Source organism: Streptomyces sp. NPDC007808 (assembly GCF_042868655.1).
Lineage (GTDB): Bacteria > Actinomycetota > Actinomycetes > Streptomycetales > Streptomycetaceae > Streptomyces.
Window position 1 is genome coordinate 489,125 of the sequence record NZ_JBIAEQ010000001.1, and the last position, 16,499, is coordinate 505,623.

Annotated in this window: 13 protein-coding genes; 11 read left to right on the forward strand and 2 right to left on the reverse strand. The window is 72.0% G+C overall.

What is annotated here, in order from left to right; genetic code table 11:
- Positions 1-117: 117 nt before the first annotated feature.
- The 10 genes from ACFYNL_RS02160 to ACFYNL_RS02205 all read left to right on the forward strand — a co-directional run bounded on the left by ACFYNL_RS02160 (position 118) and on the right by ACFYNL_RS02205 (position 12,591).
- Complete coding sequence (locus ACFYNL_RS02160) at positions 118-1,596, forward strand: Y4yA family PLP-dependent enzyme (protein ID WP_388795014.1); 1,479 nt, start codon at positions 118-120, stop codon at positions 1,594-1,596.
- Positions 1,593-2,912 (forward strand): pyridoxal-phosphate dependent enzyme, encoded by a 1,320-nt coding sequence (locus ACFYNL_RS02165; protein ID WP_388795017.1) that lies wholly within the window; start codon positions 1,593-1,595, stop codon positions 2,910-2,912. Before ACFYNL_RS02160 ends, ACFYNL_RS02165 begins: the two co-directional genes overlap by 4 nt.
- A 3-nt stretch (positions 2,913-2,915) precedes the next feature.
- Positions 2,916-4,133, forward strand: coding sequence for an aminotransferase class V-fold PLP-dependent enzyme (locus tag ACFYNL_RS02170; RefSeq protein ID WP_388795020.1), 1,218 nt, complete (start codon positions 2,916-2,918; stop codon positions 4,131-4,133).
- 88 nt (positions 4,134-4,221) lie between these two features.
- The gene (locus ACFYNL_RS02175) at positions 4,222-4,986 is read left to right on the forward strand and encodes a class I SAM-dependent methyltransferase (protein ID WP_388795023.1); all 765 of its coding nucleotides are present in this window, start codon (positions 4,222-4,224) and stop codon (positions 4,984-4,986) included.
- 174 nt (positions 4,987-5,160) lie between these two features.
- Positions 5,161-6,288 (forward strand): GNAT family N-acetyltransferase, encoded by a 1,128-nt coding sequence (locus ACFYNL_RS02180; protein ID WP_388795026.1) that lies wholly within the window; start codon positions 5,161-5,163, stop codon positions 6,286-6,288.
- Between the two features lie 160 nt (positions 6,289-6,448).
- Complete coding sequence (locus ACFYNL_RS02185; protein ID WP_388795029.1) at positions 6,449-7,690, forward strand: DegT/DnrJ/EryC1/StrS family aminotransferase; 1,242 nt, start codon at positions 6,449-6,451, stop codon at positions 7,688-7,690.
- 104 nt (positions 7,691-7,794) lie between these two features.
- Positions 7,795-9,540, forward strand: coding sequence for a DNA polymerase/3'-5' exonuclease PolX (gene polX, locus ACFYNL_RS02190; RefSeq protein ID WP_388795032.1), 1,746 nt, complete (start codon positions 7,795-7,797; stop codon positions 9,538-9,540).
- 185 nt (positions 9,541-9,725) lie between these two features.
- Positions 9,726-10,841: a Gfo/Idh/MocA family protein gene (locus ACFYNL_RS02195; RefSeq protein ID WP_388795035.1), complete on the forward strand. Its 1,116-nt coding sequence runs from the start codon at positions 9,726-9,728 to the stop codon at positions 10,839-10,841.
- Positions 10,838-11,776 carry a PmoA family protein gene (locus ACFYNL_RS02200; RefSeq protein WP_388795038.1) on the forward strand — a complete coding sequence of 313 codons (939 nt, stop codon included), beginning with the start codon at positions 10,838-10,840 and terminating at the stop codon, positions 11,774-11,776. Before ACFYNL_RS02195 ends, ACFYNL_RS02200 begins: the two co-directional genes overlap by 4 nt.
- Complete coding sequence (locus ACFYNL_RS02205; protein ID WP_388797234.1) at positions 11,770-12,591, forward strand: cupin domain-containing protein; 822 nt, start codon at positions 11,770-11,772, stop codon at positions 12,589-12,591. Before ACFYNL_RS02200 ends, ACFYNL_RS02205 begins: the two co-directional genes overlap by 7 nt.
- Before the next feature lie 87 nt (positions 12,592-12,678).
- On the opposite strand, the gene ACFYNL_RS02210 is transcribed toward ACFYNL_RS02205, so the two are convergent.
- Together ACFYNL_RS02210 and ACFYNL_RS02215 are read right to left on the reverse strand one after the other, a co-directional pair.
- Complete coding sequence (locus ACFYNL_RS02210) at positions 12,679-14,943, reverse strand: heavy metal translocating P-type ATPase (protein ID WP_388795041.1); 2,265 nt, start codon at positions 14,941-14,943, stop codon at positions 12,679-12,681.
- A gap of 66 nt (positions 14,944-15,009) precedes the next feature.
- Positions 15,010-15,225, reverse strand: a complete 216-nt coding sequence (locus ACFYNL_RS02215; protein ID WP_388795044.1) for a heavy-metal-associated domain-containing protein — start codon at positions 15,223-15,225, stop codon at positions 15,010-15,012.
- Positions 15,226-15,413: 188 nt separating this feature from the next.
- On the opposite strand from ACFYNL_RS02215, the gene ACFYNL_RS02220 reads away from it, so the two are divergent.
- The gene (locus tag ACFYNL_RS02220; protein ID WP_388795047.1) at positions 15,414-16,394 is read left to right on the forward strand and encodes a hypothetical protein; all 981 of its coding nucleotides are present in this window, start codon (positions 15,414-15,416) and stop codon (positions 16,392-16,394) included.
- Positions 16,395-16,499 lie beyond the last annotated feature (105 nt).

The window sequence follows — 16,499 nt, forward strand, 5'->3', positions numbered from 1 at the left end:
CGGGTAACTACGGGGCGTAAACCGCCGGAAGGAAGGGAAAGGAGCTATACGGCATACCGCGGGGAGTGGCGGTCAGCGCCCGGATGTCGGGCCCGAAGCGCTGAGGAGGGGCCGTACATGGGCGGGCAGCCCCTGTATCTCGAACCGCGGACGGAAGCGCGGCTGCGCTCGTTGCTTGACACCCCCGGCTTCCTGCACATGCTCACCGACGCCCTCGGGTCGCCGCTGAACATTGTCGTCCCCGACCAACTGGCGGACAATCTGCGGCAGTTCCGCTCCGTCTACGGCAAGCACCATCTGTCCGGCCAGGTGTTCCTCGCCCACAAGGCCAACCGCTCCAGCGCGCTGCTGCGGCGGCTCGCCGCCACGGACGCCGGCGTCGACGTCGCCTCGCTGGAGGAACTGCAGCACGCCCTCGGGGCCGGCTTCACCCCCGACCGGATCACGGCCACCGGGCCGAAGAACCCGCAGTTCCTGTGGCTCGCGGCCCGTACGTCGGTCACCGTCAGCCTCGACACACGCGGCGAGCTGGAGCAACTCGCCGCCCTGGTGCGCAAGTACGCGCTGCCGAGGACACGCGTCCTGCTGCGGCTGTCCGGGTTCGAGGCCTCCGGTGTACGGGTGCTGAGCCGCCGCAGCCGATTCGGCACCGGAATCGCGGAGTCGGCCGTGCTCCTGGAGGCGGTCGAGCGGCACACCGACGTGGTCGACCTGGTCGGGGTCGCCTACCACCTGGACACGACGAGCCTCACCGAGAAGGCGACGGCGCTGGAAGGCTGCCTCCGGGTGCTCGAGGAGTGCCGAAGCAGAGGGCTCAGGCCCCGGGCGGTGGACATCGGCGGCGGGTTCGGTGTCAACTACCTCGCCGACGGCGGGCAGTGGGAGCGGTACACCACCGCGCTCACCGAAGCCGTACTGGGCACCCGCCCCTCCCTGACCTACGGCGGCCACGGCTACGGACTGCGCAACGAGGCCGGCACCCTGCGCGGCACCCTGGGCCTGTACCCCGCGCACCGTCAGGTCGCCGGAGCCGGCTACCTCGACGAACTGCTCACCCACCCGGTCGCCTCCCTGGGCGGCCGGCCACTGGCTGCGCTGCTCCTCGACCACCTCTACGACCTGCACACCGAACCCGGCCGGGCGCTGCTGGACCAGTGCGGTGCGACCCTGGTCAAGGTGCTGGAGGTACGCGACCAGGGGGCGGGCGGCCCCCTCCACGTTCGGCTCGCGGCCAAGTCCGACGACGTGGCGATGGAAGAGCACGGGGTGCTCATGGACCCCGTCGTCGTTGCCCGGGACCCGGCTGGAGCAGGTACCGGGGCGGAGGCCGGACCGGTCGCCGTGCACCTCTTCGGCACCCTGTGCCTGGAGTCCGACCTGATCACCCGCCGCACGGTCTTCCTGCCCCGCCGCCCCGCACCGGGCGACCTGCTGGCGTTCGCCAACACGGCCGGTTACTGCATGGACTTCCACGCCACCCGTGCCCAGCACCAGCCCGTCGCCCGCAAGGTCGCAGCCTGGCAGGAGGGCGGCACCTGGCGCTGGTGCCTGGACGACCAGTACTGGCCGACCACACCCGTGGGGGGAGCGCTTTGAGGTACGACAGCATCACCGAGGCCATCGGCAACACGCCGCTGGTGTGCATCGACCCGACCGTGCACGGCCTCAGGAACATCGACCTGTACGCCAAACTGGAACTGCTCAACCCCTTCGGATCCGTCAAGGACCGAGCCGCCTGGAACATGGCCCGCCCGCACCTGGCCGCCGCGGCCGAGAAGGGCGGCCAGGTCGTCGAGCTGTCGAGCGGCAACACCGCCAAGGCGCTGGCCGTCCTCGCGGGTATGCACGGCCTGACCTTCAAGAGCGTCACCAACCGGATGCGCATTCCGGAGATCAAGGACCTGCTGCTGTTGCTCGGCGCGCAGATCGAGGAACTCCCCGGCCAGAGCGAGTGCCTGGACCCGACCGCCTCCGACGATCCGCTCACCCTGTTCCACCGCACCCTCTCCGAGCCCGACAGCGCCTGGCTGCACACCGACCAGTACTTCAACCCGCGCAACACCGACGCCCACTTCACCGGCACCGGGCCCGAGATCGTCAAGGACCTGGACGGCCGGGCCCCGGACTGGTTCATCGCCTGCGTGGGCACCGCGGGCTCCTCGACCGGAGTCGCCCGCGCCCTGCGCGAACACGACCCCGCCGTACGGGTCGTCGGCCTGGTCGCGGCCAAGTCCGACTTCGTCCCCGGCATCCGCACCATCGACGAGGCACACGAGGTGGGTCTGTTCGACCCCGGCACCTACGACACCATCGAGGCGGTGAGCGCCGACGAGGCGATCGAGGGCATGCTGACCCTCAACCGCCGCTGCGGCATCCTCGCCGGACCCACCGGAGGCGCGGCCTACTTCGGCGCGACACGTCGACTGCGTCTCGTGGACGAAGAGTTGACCGAGCGGCAGGCGGCCGTCTTCATCGTCTGCGACCGCGTCGAGAGCTACCTGAGCTACGTCCGCCGGCGACGCCCCGACCTCTTCGGCCGCCCACACCGCAGGAACTCCCCGGCCGACCTGTCGGAAGCCGAGATCCGTACCGCGCCGGCCATCGGCGTCGCGGACGCGCAGACGTGGATCGCCACCGGGGACCCGCTCGTCGTCGACCTGCGCAGCCCCTACGCCTACGCCGCGCTGCACATCGACGGCTCGGTCAACATCGTGGACGAGCTCTTCGAGGAACTCCTGCACGGTGGGCTGCCGTTCAGCCACAACCGCCCGGTCCTGCTGGCCTGTCCCGTCGGAGAGAAGTCCGCACGCTACGCCGCCCTGCTGACCCGCATGGGCCACCCCGACGTCCGCAGCCTGACCGGCGGCGTCATCGCCTGGCGAGACGCGGGCGCACCCCTGGTGCGGGACTGACCCATGGCCGTACCCAGGGCAGACGCCCAAGGAGCCGAGGCCTTGGCGGAGCTGGTGGAGTGGCAGCGAGCCAGGCGTGTCCAGTTCCCGATCATCGCCGCCCATCCGGACCTGGCCTACCTGGACAGTGCTGCCACCGCCCAGAAGCCCCAGGCCGTGCTGGACGCCGTCCACGCCTACCTCACCACGAGCAACGCCAACGCCGGCCGGGGCACCTACCCCTGGGCGAACCGCACCACGTCCCTGGTCGAGCAGACCCGCGACCGGGTGAAGCGGTTCCTCCAGGACCCCGCCCCGCAGCGGTCGTCCGTGCACTTCACCAGCGGCGCCACCGAAGGGCTGCGCACCATCGCCCGGGACTGGCTGCCGGGGCTCCTCGCCGACGGCGACGAGATCGTGGTACCGGTCGCCGACCACGAGGCCAACATCGCACCCTGGCTGGAGGCCCGGCGGCAACTGGCCCGGCAGGGCGTCCACATCGACGTGCGGCCGATGCCGTACCAGCGGGCGTCCGGCGACTACGACCACACCGCGCTCGCCGAACTCGCCGGTCACCGGACCCGGTTCGTGGCCGTCACCCATGTCCACCACGTGTACGGCGGCGACATGAACGTCCACCGCATCCGCCGGGCGGTCGGGCCGGACGCGGTGATCTGCCTGGACGCCGCCCAGAGCGTCGGCCACCTACCGGTGTCCATGGCCGAGCTGGACGTGGACTTCGCCGTCTTCTCCGGGCACAAGGCCATGGCGCTGCCCGGAACCGGGGCGATCTGGGCGCGCCAGGAGCGCGGGCCGCGGTTCGGGCCGGCCGGCTGGGAGGGCACCCCCAACACGGTCGGCATCGCCTCGCTCGCCGCCGCCCTGGACTGGCTGGACGCCGCCGGCACCGACCGGATCGAGCGGTGGACCGTCGCCCTTGCGGCCCGGTTCACCGAGGGGCTGCGCCATCTCGGCGCCTACGAGATCCTGGGCTGCCAGAGCAGCCTGGCCGCCGATTCGCCGGTGCAGCGGCGCCAGGGCATCGTCACCTTCCGGCACCGTGCCGTCGACTCCGGCGATCTGGGTTTCATCCTCTTCAGCCACGGCTTCATGGTCCGCTCCGACCAGCACTGCCAGGGCAGCGCGGGGGAAAGGACCGGCTCGGTGCGGGTGAGCCTGCACGTGCACAACACCGTCGAGGAGACCGACCGGCTGCTGGAGGTGCTCGCCACGCTCGGGTGACCCCGAACGGGGGAATGGGAACCGTTTTCACCTGTAGGCTCGGCGCGGAAAGTGCGGACAGGTGCGGAACGGTGAGGTGCACGACGGAATGGGGCTGAGCCTGGCGACGGCGGAGCGATGGGTGGAGCGCTGGGAACGCCAGCAGCAGCGGTACGCCGTGGACCGGGAGGAGCGGTTCACGGTGATCGCCGATGTGGTGGAGCAGGCGGTGGCCGGGTGCTCGGCCGAGCCGCTGATCCTCGACCTGGGCTGCGGTCCCGGGTCGCTGGCGGCCCGCCTGGCCCGTCGTCTGCCGTACGCGCACATCGTGGGCGTGGACATGGACCCGGTGCTGCTGGAACTGGCCCGCACTCACCATGCGGACGCCGCCCACTACGTCGACGCGGTGATCGGCGAGGACGGCTGGACCCAAGCCCTGCGCCTCGACCGCCCGTTGGACGCGGCCGTTTCCACGACCGCACTGCACTACCTGGATCCGCACGCCCTGCGCCGCACCTACCGGCAGCTCGCGCAACTGCTGCGGCCCGGCGGGGTCCTGGTCAACGGCGACCACTTCCCGTCCGACGACACCGCGCTCGCGGAACTCGCCGGGTGTGTCGGCCGCCGTCACGCCGAGCGCGGACAGTCCCTGGCGCACGAGGACTGGGAGTCCTGGTGGACGGCCGTCGCGGCCGACCCCGAACTGGCCGACCTCCTCGCGCAGCGCCGGCGCCGGCAACCGGTGAGCGCGGGCGACAGCCCGAAGCCCCTGTCGGTGTCCGCGCACGAACGGCTGCTGCGGCAGGCGGGGTTCCGTCACGTGGGACCCGTGTGGCAGTACGGCGACAGCCATGTCGTCGTCGCGATCCGCTGATCCGGCTCCACGCCCGCACGCCTTACCAAGCACAGCTAAAGGATTCATCGTGCACCTTGACAGTGTGCGTGCTGTTTCGCCACGTTTGACCTCGCCACGAAGTTCGACATGGGGGGAACCGTGGCGAGGTGCTGAGAAAGCGCCTCTTGGGGGACTTTGGGGGGAGTGGTCGCCATGCGAGCCACGAGTGCCATCACCATTCACAGACCCGAGGAACTGGACGAGCCGCTGCGCCGGGCGTGGCACCGGGCGATGGACGAGTCGCCGGAGCACGCCAACCCTTTCCTGGCACCGGAGTTCACCCTCGGTGTCGGCAGGTGCCGCAGGGGAGCGCAGGTCGCGGTCCTGCACCACGGAGGCGAGGCCGTCGGCTTCCTTCCTTACGAGCGCACGGCGTACGGCGTCGGACGGGCCATCGGTCTCGGGTTGTCCGACTGCCAGGCGCTGGTGCATCGGCCCGGGGTCACCTGGGACACCGGGGAACTGCTGCGCGCCTGCGGCCTGTCCGTGTTCGAGTTCGACCATCTCGTCGAGGGGCAGCGGCCGTTCGCCCCGTATGTCACGGGGACCTTCGCCTCTCCCGTCCTCGATCTGAAACCCGGCGAGGGGGACTACGCGCAGTGGTTGCGCGCCACCTACCCGGGGCTGGCCAAGACGACGCTGAAGAAGGAGCGCCGCCTGAGCCGCGACGCCGGCGAGGTGCGGTTCGTGTACGACGAGCGCGATCCGGCCGTGCTGCGCACGCTGATGCGCTGGAAGTCCGCCCAGTACCGCAGGACGGGGCGGATGGACCGGTTCTCCAAGCCCTGGATAGTGGACCTGGTCGATCACCTCTTCCAGGTCCGCGAGGAACACTTCACCGGCGTCCTGTCCGTCGTGTACGCCGGTGACCGGCCGGTCGCCGCGCACTTCGGGCCCAGATCGCGCACGGTGTTCGCGGCCTGGTTCACCGCCTACGACCCCGCCTTCGGCTACTACTCGCCCGGCCTGATGATGCATCTGCGCCTCGCCGATGCCGCCGGCCGCGACGGTGTGACGCTCATGGACATGGGGCGCGGCGAGAAAGAGTACAAGGACTGGCTCAAGACGCGTGAACTACGGGTGGCCGAGGGCTTCGCGGCCCGACCGCACCCGGTCGCGGCCGCCCACCGGCTGTGGCGCAGACCGGTGCGCGGCCTGAGGAACACGGTCCTGGCCCACCCCGGACTGCGCGAGCCCGCGGACCGGCTGCTGAAGGCGGCCGGCTCGCTGCGCACCTCACTGCTCGCCCACGCGCCGGGCGCGGGAGCCCGCGCCCGCTGAGCGGGACCCGCTCCCACCCCTCGTCACACGTCGGCGTCGTACGCCCGGCGGCCCTTTCGCGCTCTCAACCCCCCGCGCCACGGCCTCGGTCGAGGCGCGCCCGCACGCGACGCCCGCCCCGGGCGACCCGTCTTCGTACCCTGCCACGGAAGAGGTGACCATGCCGTACGGATCGCGGCTCGCCGCGATGATGACACGGCGCGTCGGACGCGAATGCGTCTACACGCCCTCGGCCCGGCTCGCCCTGTACCTGGCGCTGCGGCGCTGGTGCCGGCCGGGCGCACGGGTGCTGATGTCACCGGTCAACGACGACGTGATCCTCTTCGTCGTCCTCGCGGCCGGACTGCGCCCCGTGCAAGCCCCCGTGTCCCGGTGGGACGGCAACATCGACCCGGCCGCCGTACCGGAGTCCACCTGGCGCGGCGTCGACGCCGTCCTCACCACGAACCTGTACGGCATACCGGACCGGGTCGTCGAACTGCGCCGCCGCTGCGACGCCTTGGGCATCCCCCTCATCGAGGACGCGGCCCACGCCATCGGCACCCACATCAACGGGCAGCCGATCGGGACCTTCGGCACCGCGGCGGCGTTCAGCCTGTCCAAACACGTGGCCGCGATGGCCGGCGGTTTCCTCGCCGTCGACGACGCACGCACCCGGCGGGAACTGGAGCTGCTGCGCGACGACCTGCTGACGCCCCGCCGCCTGCACGCCGACCTCGCCACGACGCTGCGCCCGCTGGCGCGCTCCGCCGTCCGCACGCTGCACCTGGTGCGTCCGGTGTGGCGCACCCTGCAGCGCCTGAACCTGCTGGAGCGCGACGACTTCCGCATGGCCCTGCACGCCCCCCGCCTCGCCGGCAGCGCCCGCCGGGCGCCGAGCCTCGCGGCCTACGAGCCGTGGGTCCGGGTCGACCTGCACGGCTTCCGTTCGCGTCACGGGGCCCTGGTGCGCGGGCAGTTGGAGCTGCGGATGGCCCTGCTCGACGGTGATCTCGCCCGGCGCAGGGCCGGTGTGCAGATGCTGTCGGACACCACCTGGGCCACCCCGGCCCTGCGCGAGCGGACGGCCCACGACGGCCCGCCGCCCCTCTTCCGGGTACCGCTCCTGGTCCACGACCGCGACACGCTCCTGGAGCGCCTGGTGGACCACGGCGTGGTCACGGGGTACGTCTACGACCCGCCGCTCGACGACTACGCGGGCGCCGAGTTCGTCGAACCGTCCCCCGACCCCTCCGCCGCCCGCTGGTTCGCCGCCCACACCCTGCCGGCCGACCCCCTCCTGGCCCGCAGGATCACCGACGCCCTGACGAGGGAACGGGTGCCGCCGGCCCATCCGCCACGGGTGACCCGCACAGCCGAACCCGACACCACGACGACCCCGCCGGCACCGCTGGGTCAGTAGGGGGTGCTGTGCGGGACTTTCGCACCACCCCCTCGCGGCCCGCGCCCGGACACCCGGCGGCGCCGGCCCGCGCCGCCCGGCTCCACCTTGCCTACCCTGGAGGTGTGGCTCGGCCCAACGACGAGGTCGCCGCGCTGCTCCAGGAGTACGCGGACCTGATCTCGATCACCGGAGGGGACGCGTTCAAGGCACGCGTCTACGAGAAGGCCGCCCGGGCGATCGGCGGCCACCATGCCGACGTGTCCACCCTCGACGTCAAGGGCCTGAAGGAGATCCCGAACGTCGGCAAGTCCATCGCGGAGAAGGTCGCCGAGTACTTCGCCACCGGTAGCATCCCGGCCGTCGAGGAACTGCGGGCGAAGATCCCCGCCGGGGTACGGCAGCTGACCGCGATCCCCACCCTCGGCCCGAAGAAGGCCCTGGTCCTCTACGAGGAACTGGGCATCTCCACGACCGACGAGCTGGCCGACGCCATCCACGAGGAGCGGCTGCGCGACCTCAAGGGCTTCGGGCCGAAGACCGAGGAGAACATCCTGCACGGCATCAGCCTGCTGCAGTCCTCCGGCGGCCGGGTCCTGATCGACGTCGCCATGAGCCTCGCCGAGGACATCGTCGCCGAGATGTCGCAGGTCGCAGGGTGCGAGCGGTGCTCCTACGCAGGGTCGCTGCGCCGGGCGCGCGAAACCATCGGTGACATCGACATCCTCGTCGCGGCGAACAAGGCGGAGCCGCTCATGCGGGCCTTCACCGCGCTGCCGTACGTCACGGAGGTCATCGCCCACGGCGAGAAGAAGACGTCGGTGCGCACCGGCAAGGGCCTCCAGGTCGACCTGCGGGTCGTCCCGCCGGACTCCTGGGGCGCGGCGATGCAGTACTTCACCGGTGCCAAGGCGCACAACATCCGTACCCGCGAGATGGCCCTCCACAAGAAGCTCAAGCTCTCCGAGTACGGCCTCTTCGACACCGAGACCGGAAAGAAGATCGTCTCCGAGTCCGAGGAGGACGTGTACGCCCGGCTGGGCCTGCCCTGGATCCCGCCGACGCTGCGCGAGGACCGCGGCGAGATCGAGGCCGGGCTGCGCGGCGAGTTGCCCGACCTGGTCCAGGAGCAGGACATCCGGGGTGATCTGCACACCCACACCGACCTCACCGACGGGCTCGCCCCGCTGGAGGAGATGGTCGCGGCGGCCGCCGAGCGCGGCTACGCCTACTACGCGGTCACCGACCACGCCCCCGACATGGCCATGCAGCGGATGACCGACGAACGGATCCTGGCCCAGCGCGAGCATGTCCGCGAACTCGACGGGAGGTACGGCAGGCACGGCGGGCGGAGCGGCATGCGGGTGCTGCACGGCACGGAACTGAACATCGGACCCGACGGCGACGTGGACTGGCCGCCGGAGTTCCTCGCCGGGTTCGACCTGTGCGTGGCCTCGGTCCACTCGCACTTCAACCAGGGGCGGGAGGCGATGACCCGGCGCATCGTCCGGGCCTGCGAGAACCCTTACGTCCACGTCATCGGCCACCCCACCACCCGCATCATCGGCAAGCGGCCGGGCGTCGACGCCGACCTCGACGCCGTCTTCGCCGCCTGCGCCCGCTCCGGCACCGCCCTGGAGATCAACTCCCATCCGGACCGGCTCGACCTGCGCGACGAGGACATCCTGCGGGCCAGGCGGTACGGGGTGAGGTTCGCCGTGGACAGTGACGCCCATGCCGTCATCCACCTGGCCAACCTGCGCTACGGCGTCGGCACGGCCCAGCGCGGCTGGCTCACCGGGGACGACGTGATCAACACCTGGCCGCTGACCCGGCTGCGGCGATTCCTGGACAAGTCCGCGGCCGCGTGATCGCGGTCGTCGGAGCGGGGGCGAGTGGGGGGAACGGGTGGAATGGGGCCGGAGTCAGGGTCAGGCTTTGCCCATCTCACCGCGGAGGGGTTGTCCTGACATTACATCCTTGCCTAGGGTCGCCCTCGAAGTGCAAGCGCTTTCATCCTGAGCGGGCAGTCCGCCGGCCGTCCGAGGAGACCTGCATGTCCCCAAGCCCCGCCCGCCGCCGGGCCGCCGTGATCGGCACCGGTGCCATCGTCAGCGGCAGTCATCTGCCGGCCCTGAGATCCCACCGGGACCGGGTGGAGCTGGTCGCCGCCGTGGACGTGGACCGGGCCAGGCTGGACGCCTTCCGGGAACTCGCGGGCGAGGACGTCGCCGCGTACACCTCGACCGGCGAGATGCTGGACGCCGTACGCCCCGATCTGGTGCTGATCGGAACCCCGCCGTCGCTGCACCGGGAGCAGACGGTCGCCGCCCTCAAGGCGGGCGCCTGGGTGCTCTGCGAGAAACCGCTGTGCCTGTCCCTCGCCGAGTACGACGACATCGCGGCGGCGGAGGAGGCGTCCGGCGCGTACGCCTCGGTGATCTTCCAGCACCGCTACGGCTCCGGCGCCGCGCACGCCCGCCAACTCATCGCCAGCGGTGAGCTGGGCGCCCCGCTCGTCGCGCACTGCCAGACGACCTGGCACCGTGACGCCGCCTACTACGCCGTGCCGTGGCGCGGACGCTGGGCCACCGAGGGCGGCGGGCCGACGATGGGCCACGGCATCCACCAGTACGACCTGCTGCTGCATCTGCTCGGGCCGTGGGCGGAGATCCGGGCCATGGCCGCGCGCCTGGTTCACGACACCGAGAGCGAGGACGTCTCCACCGCCCTCGTACGGTTCGAGAACGGCGCCCTCGCCACCGTCGTCAACAGCGTCCTCTCCCCGCACGAGGTGAGCCGCATCCGTATCGACTGCGCCGACGCCACGGTCGAGCTCACCCACCTGTACGGCCACCGCAACGACGACTGGGTCTACACCCCGGCGCCGCACGTCCCCTCCGAGCGCGCCACCGCCTGGCGCACCCCCGCCGCCGACCTGCCCAGCTCGCACACCGCGCAACTCGGCGCCCTGCTCGACGCCCGCGACAACGGTGTACGGCCGCCCGGCAGCGGCCCGGACGCCCGGGCAACCCTCGACTTCGCCGCCGCCCTCTACAAGTCCGCGTTCACGGGCGACCCGGTGCGCGCGGAAGAGATCGGTCCTGGCGACTCCTTCTATGCGGCCATGCACGGCGACCACCCCCACTGGGCCCCCGAGGAGCGCGCATGAGCATCCGTGTCACCCACGCGCACGGCGAGCACATCACGGTCACCGCCGCGAACGGCACCGAGATCCTGCGCTACGTCTACCGACCCGACCCGGAGCCGTTCGAGTCCCGCAAGCCCTACGCCCACCCGGTGCGGACCCTGGCCGGGCACACCGTGACCGGATACCGGCCCAGCGACCACCGCTGGCACAAGGGCCTGCAGATGACGGCGAGCCATCTGTCCGGACAGAACTTCTGGGGCGGCAACTCCTATGTGCACGGCCAGGGTTATCTGCCGCTGCCCGAGCGGGTCGGCTCGATGCGGCACGACGGCTTCACCGACTTCGCCGTCGAGGGCGACCGGCTCGCCTTCACCGAGCAACTCACCTGGGTGGAGCACGGCGGCGAGGAATGGGCGCGCGAGGCCCGGCAGCTGACCGTGCACTCGGTCGACGAGGAGGCCGGTGCCTGGGCCCTGGACTGGTCGATCCGCCTGACCAACCTCCGTGCCCAGCCCCTGGCCTTCGGCTCGCCCACCACCGCAGGGCGGGAGATGGCCGGCTACACCGGGCTCCAGTGGCGCGGCTCCCGGGACTTCACCGGAGGCACCGCCTTCGGCCCCGACACCGACGAGGGAGCCGGTGCGGACGCGGGCAAGCTGATGGGCACGCAGAGCCCGTGGCTGGCCTTCACCACCGAGCACGACGACACCGACGGCCACTCCACGCTCGTCTTCGCGCACGCGCCGGAGAACCTCGACGACAGTGCCGCGATCCACGAGTCGCACTGGTTCGTGCGCTCCGAGCCGATCCCGACCGTGGCGTTCTCCTGGGCGTTCTTCGAGGAGTTCGAGCTGCCGCCGGGCACGTCCTTCGACTACCGCTACCGGATCGTCTTCGCCGACGGAGCCTGGGACCGGGAGCGGGTCGGCGCTCACCTGGAAGGCCTGCCCTGGTGAAGGCGAACCTCCCGCATCCACTGCCCGGTGCCGTCGGCCTGTCCCACCTCAGCGCCTACGACTGGCGGGCCGCCGACGGCGTGTGCGGCGGCAGCCCGCATCTCCACCTGGTCTGCACGGAGGCGTACGTCGTCACCGGCGGCCGGGGTGCCGTGCAGACACTGACCCCCGACGGCTACCGGGAGATACCCCTGGAACCGGGCTCCCTCGCCTGGTTCACGCCGGGCACGGTGCACCGTATGGTCCAGGGCGGCGATCTGCGCATCACCGTGCTGATGCAGAACAGCGGCCTGCCCGAGGCGGGGGACGCCGTCTTCACCTTCCCGCGCGAGGTGCTCGCCGACCCGGAGAGGTACGCGGCGGCCGCGGCCCTCCCACCCGGCACCGGCCCCAGGACCGCGGCGGCCGCCCGGCGCCGACGGGACCTCGCGATCGAGGGCTACCTCGCCCTGCGCGAGTCACTCGCCGCCGGGGACGACGGCCCGTACCTGGAGTTTCAGCGCACCGCCGCCCGCCTCGTACGCGCCAAGGTGCCGTACTGGCGGGAGCTGTGGCGGGCCGGAGCGCTGGCCGCGGCCGAGCGCACGGGCACCCAGCTCGACGCGCTGGCCGAGGGGGAGGCGGCGTACCTCGCCGGCGCCACCGCCCACGAGGCCGCGCCCACCCGGCTCGGCGGCTTCGGCATGTGCGGCCGCCGCGACGAGTACGACCTGCCCGGGGCGACCCTGCCGTACGGCGGCGAATCCAGCCGCGGGGCCGTCGGCCTCGACGCTGACCGCCGTTCACGTCAGGCGGACGGGACGCCCATGAGCTGAGGGCGTACGGCAGCGCACGCGGTGTGGCCGACAGTGCCGACGACAAGAAAGGGGCGCCGCCGGTGCGGCGCCCCTTGGTACGGCGATTCAGCTCGCGGCGCGGAACGACCGCAGCCGCAGCGAGTTGCCGACGACGAAGACCGACGAGAAGGCCATGGCCGCACCGGCGATCATCGGGTTGAGCAGGCCGGCCGCGGCGAGGGGAAGGGCGGCGACGTTGTAGGCGAAGGCCCAGAACAGGTTGGACCGGATGGTGCCGAGCGTCCGACGGGAGAGCCGGATGGCGTCGGCGGCGGCACGCAGGTCGCCGCGCACCAGGGTGAGGTCGCCGGCCTCGATCGCGGCGTCGGTGCCGGTCCCCATCGCCAGGCCCAGGTCGGCCTGGGCCAGGGCGGCCGCGTCGTTCACGCCGTCGCCGACCATGGCGACCGAACGGCCCTCGCCCTGCAGCCGCTTGACGATGTCGGCCTTGTCCTGCGGCAGCACCTCGGCGTAGACGTGCTCCGCCGCTATGCCCACCTCGCGGGCGACGGACTCGGCCACGGCCCTGTTGTCGCCGGTCAGCAGGATCGGGGTGAGGCCGAGGCCGCGCAGCCGCCGGATCGCCTCCGGGCTGGTCTCCTTGACGGCGTCGGCGACCTCCAGGACCGCCCGCACCTCACCGTCCCAGGCGACCGCGATGGCGGTACGACCGGCCACCTCGGCCTCCGCCGCGGCGTGCGCGAGACGCTCCGGCAGTTCCATGGCCCACTCTTCGAGAAGCCGTGCCCGGCCCACCAGCACCGCGTGGCCGTCCACCACACCCTGCACCCCGAGACCGGGCACGTTCGCGAAGTCCTCCGGCGTGGGCAGCGAACCCAGCTTCTGGAGTGCCGCGTCGGCCACGGCGCGGGCGATCGGGTGCTCCGAGGAGTGCTCCAACGCGCCCGCGAGCCGCAGGACTTCGGCCTCGTCGGCGGTGCCGCCGGTGTGTACGGCCAGCAGGGTCATCCGACCGGTGGTCACGGTGCCGGTCTTGTCGAGGACGATCGTGTCGACCTTGCGTGTGGACTCCAGCACCTCCGGGCCCTTGATCAGGATGCCGAGCTGGGCGCCCCTGCCGGTACCCACCATCAGGGCGGTCGGCGTCGCCAGGCCCAGGGCACACGGGCAGGCGATGATCAGTACGGCGACCGCGGCGGTGAAGGCGGCGGCCGGCCCGGCGCCGTTGCCGAGCCAGAATCCGAGGGTGGCGAGGGCGAGGGCGATGACGATCGGCACGAAGACGGCGGAGATCCGGTCCGCGAGCCGTTGAGCCGTGGCCTTGCCGTTCTGCGCGTCCTCCACCAGCCTGGCCATGCGGGCGAGTTGGGTGTCGGCGCCGACCCGGGTGGCCTCGACGACCAGACGGCCGCTCGTGTTGATCGTGGCGCCTGTCACCGGGTCCCCCTCGGTGACCTCGACCGGAACGGACTCACCGGTCAGCATCGAGGCGTCCACCGCGGACGAGCCCTCGACGACGGTCCCGTCGGTGGCGATCTTCTCGCCGGGCCGGACGAGGAAGCGGTCGCCGACCTGCAACTCGGCCACCGGGACGGTCAGTTCGGTGCCGTCCGGGCGCAGGACGGCGACGTCCTTGGCGCCCAGCTCCAGCAGCGCCTTCAGCGCCGCGCCCGCCCTGCGCTTGGAGCGGGCCTCGAAGTAGCGCCCGGCCAGGATGAAGGCGGTCACGCCGGCGGCCGCCTCCAGGTAGATGTTGCCGGCCCCGTCACTGCGGGCGATGGTCAGCTCGAAGGGGTGCGTCATTCCGGGCTCGCCCGCGCTGCCGAGGAACAGCGCCCACAAGGACCACAGGAACGCGGCCGACGTACCGACCGAGATCAGTGTGTCCATGGTCGCCGCGCCGTGCCGCAGGTTGGTGAACGCCGCCTTGTGGAAGGGCCACGCGGCATACGTCACGACCGGCGCCGCCAGGGTGAGCGACAGCCACTGCCAGTACTCGAACTGCAGGGCGGGGACCATCGCCATCGCGATGACGGGCACCGCCAGCGTCACGGCGGTGACCAACCGCTCGCGCAGCGGCCGTAGTGCGTCGTCCCTGTCGGAGCTTTCCCCGGCGTCCTGAACCGGCGGGGCGGGCGGCGCGGGCTCACGGGCGGTGTACCCCGTCGCCTCGACCGTGGTGATCAGGTCCTGGACGGAGACGCCGCCGCCGTAACTGACCTTCGCCTTCTCGGTGGCGTAGTTGACGGTGGCCGTCACGCCCTCCATGCGGTTCAGCTTCTTCTCGATGCGCGCCGCGCACGAGGCGCAGGTCATGCCCCCGATGGCGAGTTCTACCTCGGCGGCGGGCCGGGACGCGGTGGTGGTCATCGCTGCTCCTCGTGCGGATCGGGCCCGGTGTCCGGCGAGGCCGGGCTCGGGCGGTTCGGGGGCCGGTCAGGCGGCGCGGCCGGTCAGCTCGTAGCCGGCGTCGTCGACGACCTCGGCGATCAGCGCGTCGTCGGGCTCGTCGGCGCTGGTGACGGTGACCTGCCCGGTCGCGAGATCGACGCCGACCCCGGTGACTCCGTCCAGGTCGCCGATGGCCTTGGTGAGGGTCGCCTTGCAGTGGCCGCAGCTCATACCGGAGACGGCGTAGACGGTCGTGGACATGGGCTCCTCCTGGGCGGTGCCGGTGCGGATCGACCCGTATACGGGCCGGGGGTATCCTTGCGGCACCATGTATACCCCTGGGGGGTAGCGAAAGCAAGGGCGAGATGCAGGTTGACTTTATACCCCCCAGGGGTATTGTGAACTGCATTGGGAGCGATACCGAAGGACCTGGACCACAGGAGACCGCCATGCATGCCGGACTGAAGATCACCGCGTTCGCCGCCGCTCTGGCCGCGACATTCGGCACTGCCTACGGCGTGGGGCAGGGCATCGGCCCCGTCGTGGAGGAGCCCGCGCCCGCCCGCCACGACAGCCACGGCGAGGCCGCACCGAAACCGGAGGCGGGCGGCGGCCACGGCGGGCACGAGGAGAAGCCGGCCGGTGGGCTCCAGATCTCCGAGGGCGGCTACACCCTCGATCTGAAGACCTCGAACGTGACGGCCGGCCGGCGTTCCGACCTGCGCTTCGTCATCCGTGACAGCGGCGGCCGGGCCGTCACCGCCTACCAGCGCGAGCACGAGAAGGAACTCCACCTCATCGTGGCCTCGCGCGACCTGGCCACCTACCGCCACCTGCACCCGACCCGCGGCGCCGACGGCACCTGGAGCATCCCCGTCGAGCTGCCCCGCGCCGGTGGCTACCGCGTGTTCGCCGACTTCACTCCGGCGAAGAAGGGTGCCCAGAACCTCACCCTCGGGGCCGACCTGGCGGCCGCGGGCCGCTATGAGCCACAGCGGCTGCCCGAGCCGAACGCCCGGGCGAAGGTCGACGGCTACGAGGTCCGCCTAGACGGCGCCCTGCGCCCGGGGCGGGCGGGCGAGCTGAAGCTGAACGTCTCGCGCGACGGCCGCCCCGTGACCGACCTCCAGCCGTACCTCGGCGCCTACGGCCACCTCGTCGCCCTGCGCTCCGGTGACCTCGCCTACCTCCATGTCCACCCCAACGGCGAACCCGGGGACGGTGCGACGAAGCCGGGCCCGGAGATCTCCTTCACGGCCACGGCGCCGAGCAGCGGGAGCTACCGGCTGTTCCTCGACTTCAAGCACGACGGGCAGGTGCACACCGCGACGTTCACCGTGCGGGCGGGCGGGGCGGCGCCCGCGCAGGAGCCCGGGCGGGGAGACGCGCAGGGTTCCGGGCATGAGGAGGCGCCCGGACACGGTCACTGAGGTGCCCGGCCGTACGTCACCGAGTGGGGCGAGCGCTCGCCGACGCGATGATTCGCAGGGAACCGGGCCCTGCGACGTCGCCGCCGGCGGGCCCGCCGTGGCACC

Bases quoted from the DNA above. Each gene is read 5' to 3' on its own strand.
- ACFYNL_RS02160 (WP_388795014.1), top strand. From the start codon at position 118: ATGGGCGGGCAGCCCCTGTATCTCGAACCGCGGACGGAAGCGCGGCTG.
- ACFYNL_RS02170 (WP_388795020.1), top strand. From the start codon at position 2,916: ATGGCCGTACCCAGGGCAGACGCCCAAGGAGCCGAGGCCTTGGCGGAG.
- ACFYNL_RS02175 (WP_388795023.1), top strand. From the start codon at position 4,222: ATGGGGCTGAGCCTGGCGACGGCGGAGCGATGGGTGGAGCGCTGGGAA.
- ACFYNL_RS02180 (WP_388795026.1), top strand. From the start codon at position 5,161: ATGCGAGCCACGAGTGCCATCACCATTCACAGACCCGAGGAACTGGAC.
- ACFYNL_RS02185 (WP_388795029.1), top strand. From the start codon at position 6,449: ATGCCGTACGGATCGCGGCTCGCCGCGATGATGACACGGCGCGTCGGA.
- ACFYNL_RS02195 (WP_388795035.1), top strand. From the start codon at position 9,726: ATGTCCCCAAGCCCCGCCCGCCGCCGGGCCGCCGTGATCGGCACCGGT.
- ACFYNL_RS02200 (WP_388795038.1), top strand. From the start codon at position 10,838: ATGAGCATCCGTGTCACCCACGCGCACGGCGAGCACATCACGGTCACC.
- ACFYNL_RS02210 (WP_388795041.1), bottom strand. From the start codon at position 14,943: ATGACCACCACCGCGTCCCGGCCCGCCGCCGAGGTAGAACTCGCCATC.
- ACFYNL_RS02215 (WP_388795044.1), bottom strand. From the start codon at position 15,225: ATGTCCACGACCGTCTACGCCGTCTCCGGTATGAGCTGCGGCCACTGC.
- ACFYNL_RS02220 (WP_388795047.1), top strand. From the start codon at position 15,414: ATGCATGCCGGACTGAAGATCACCGCGTTCGCCGCCGCTCTGGCCGCG.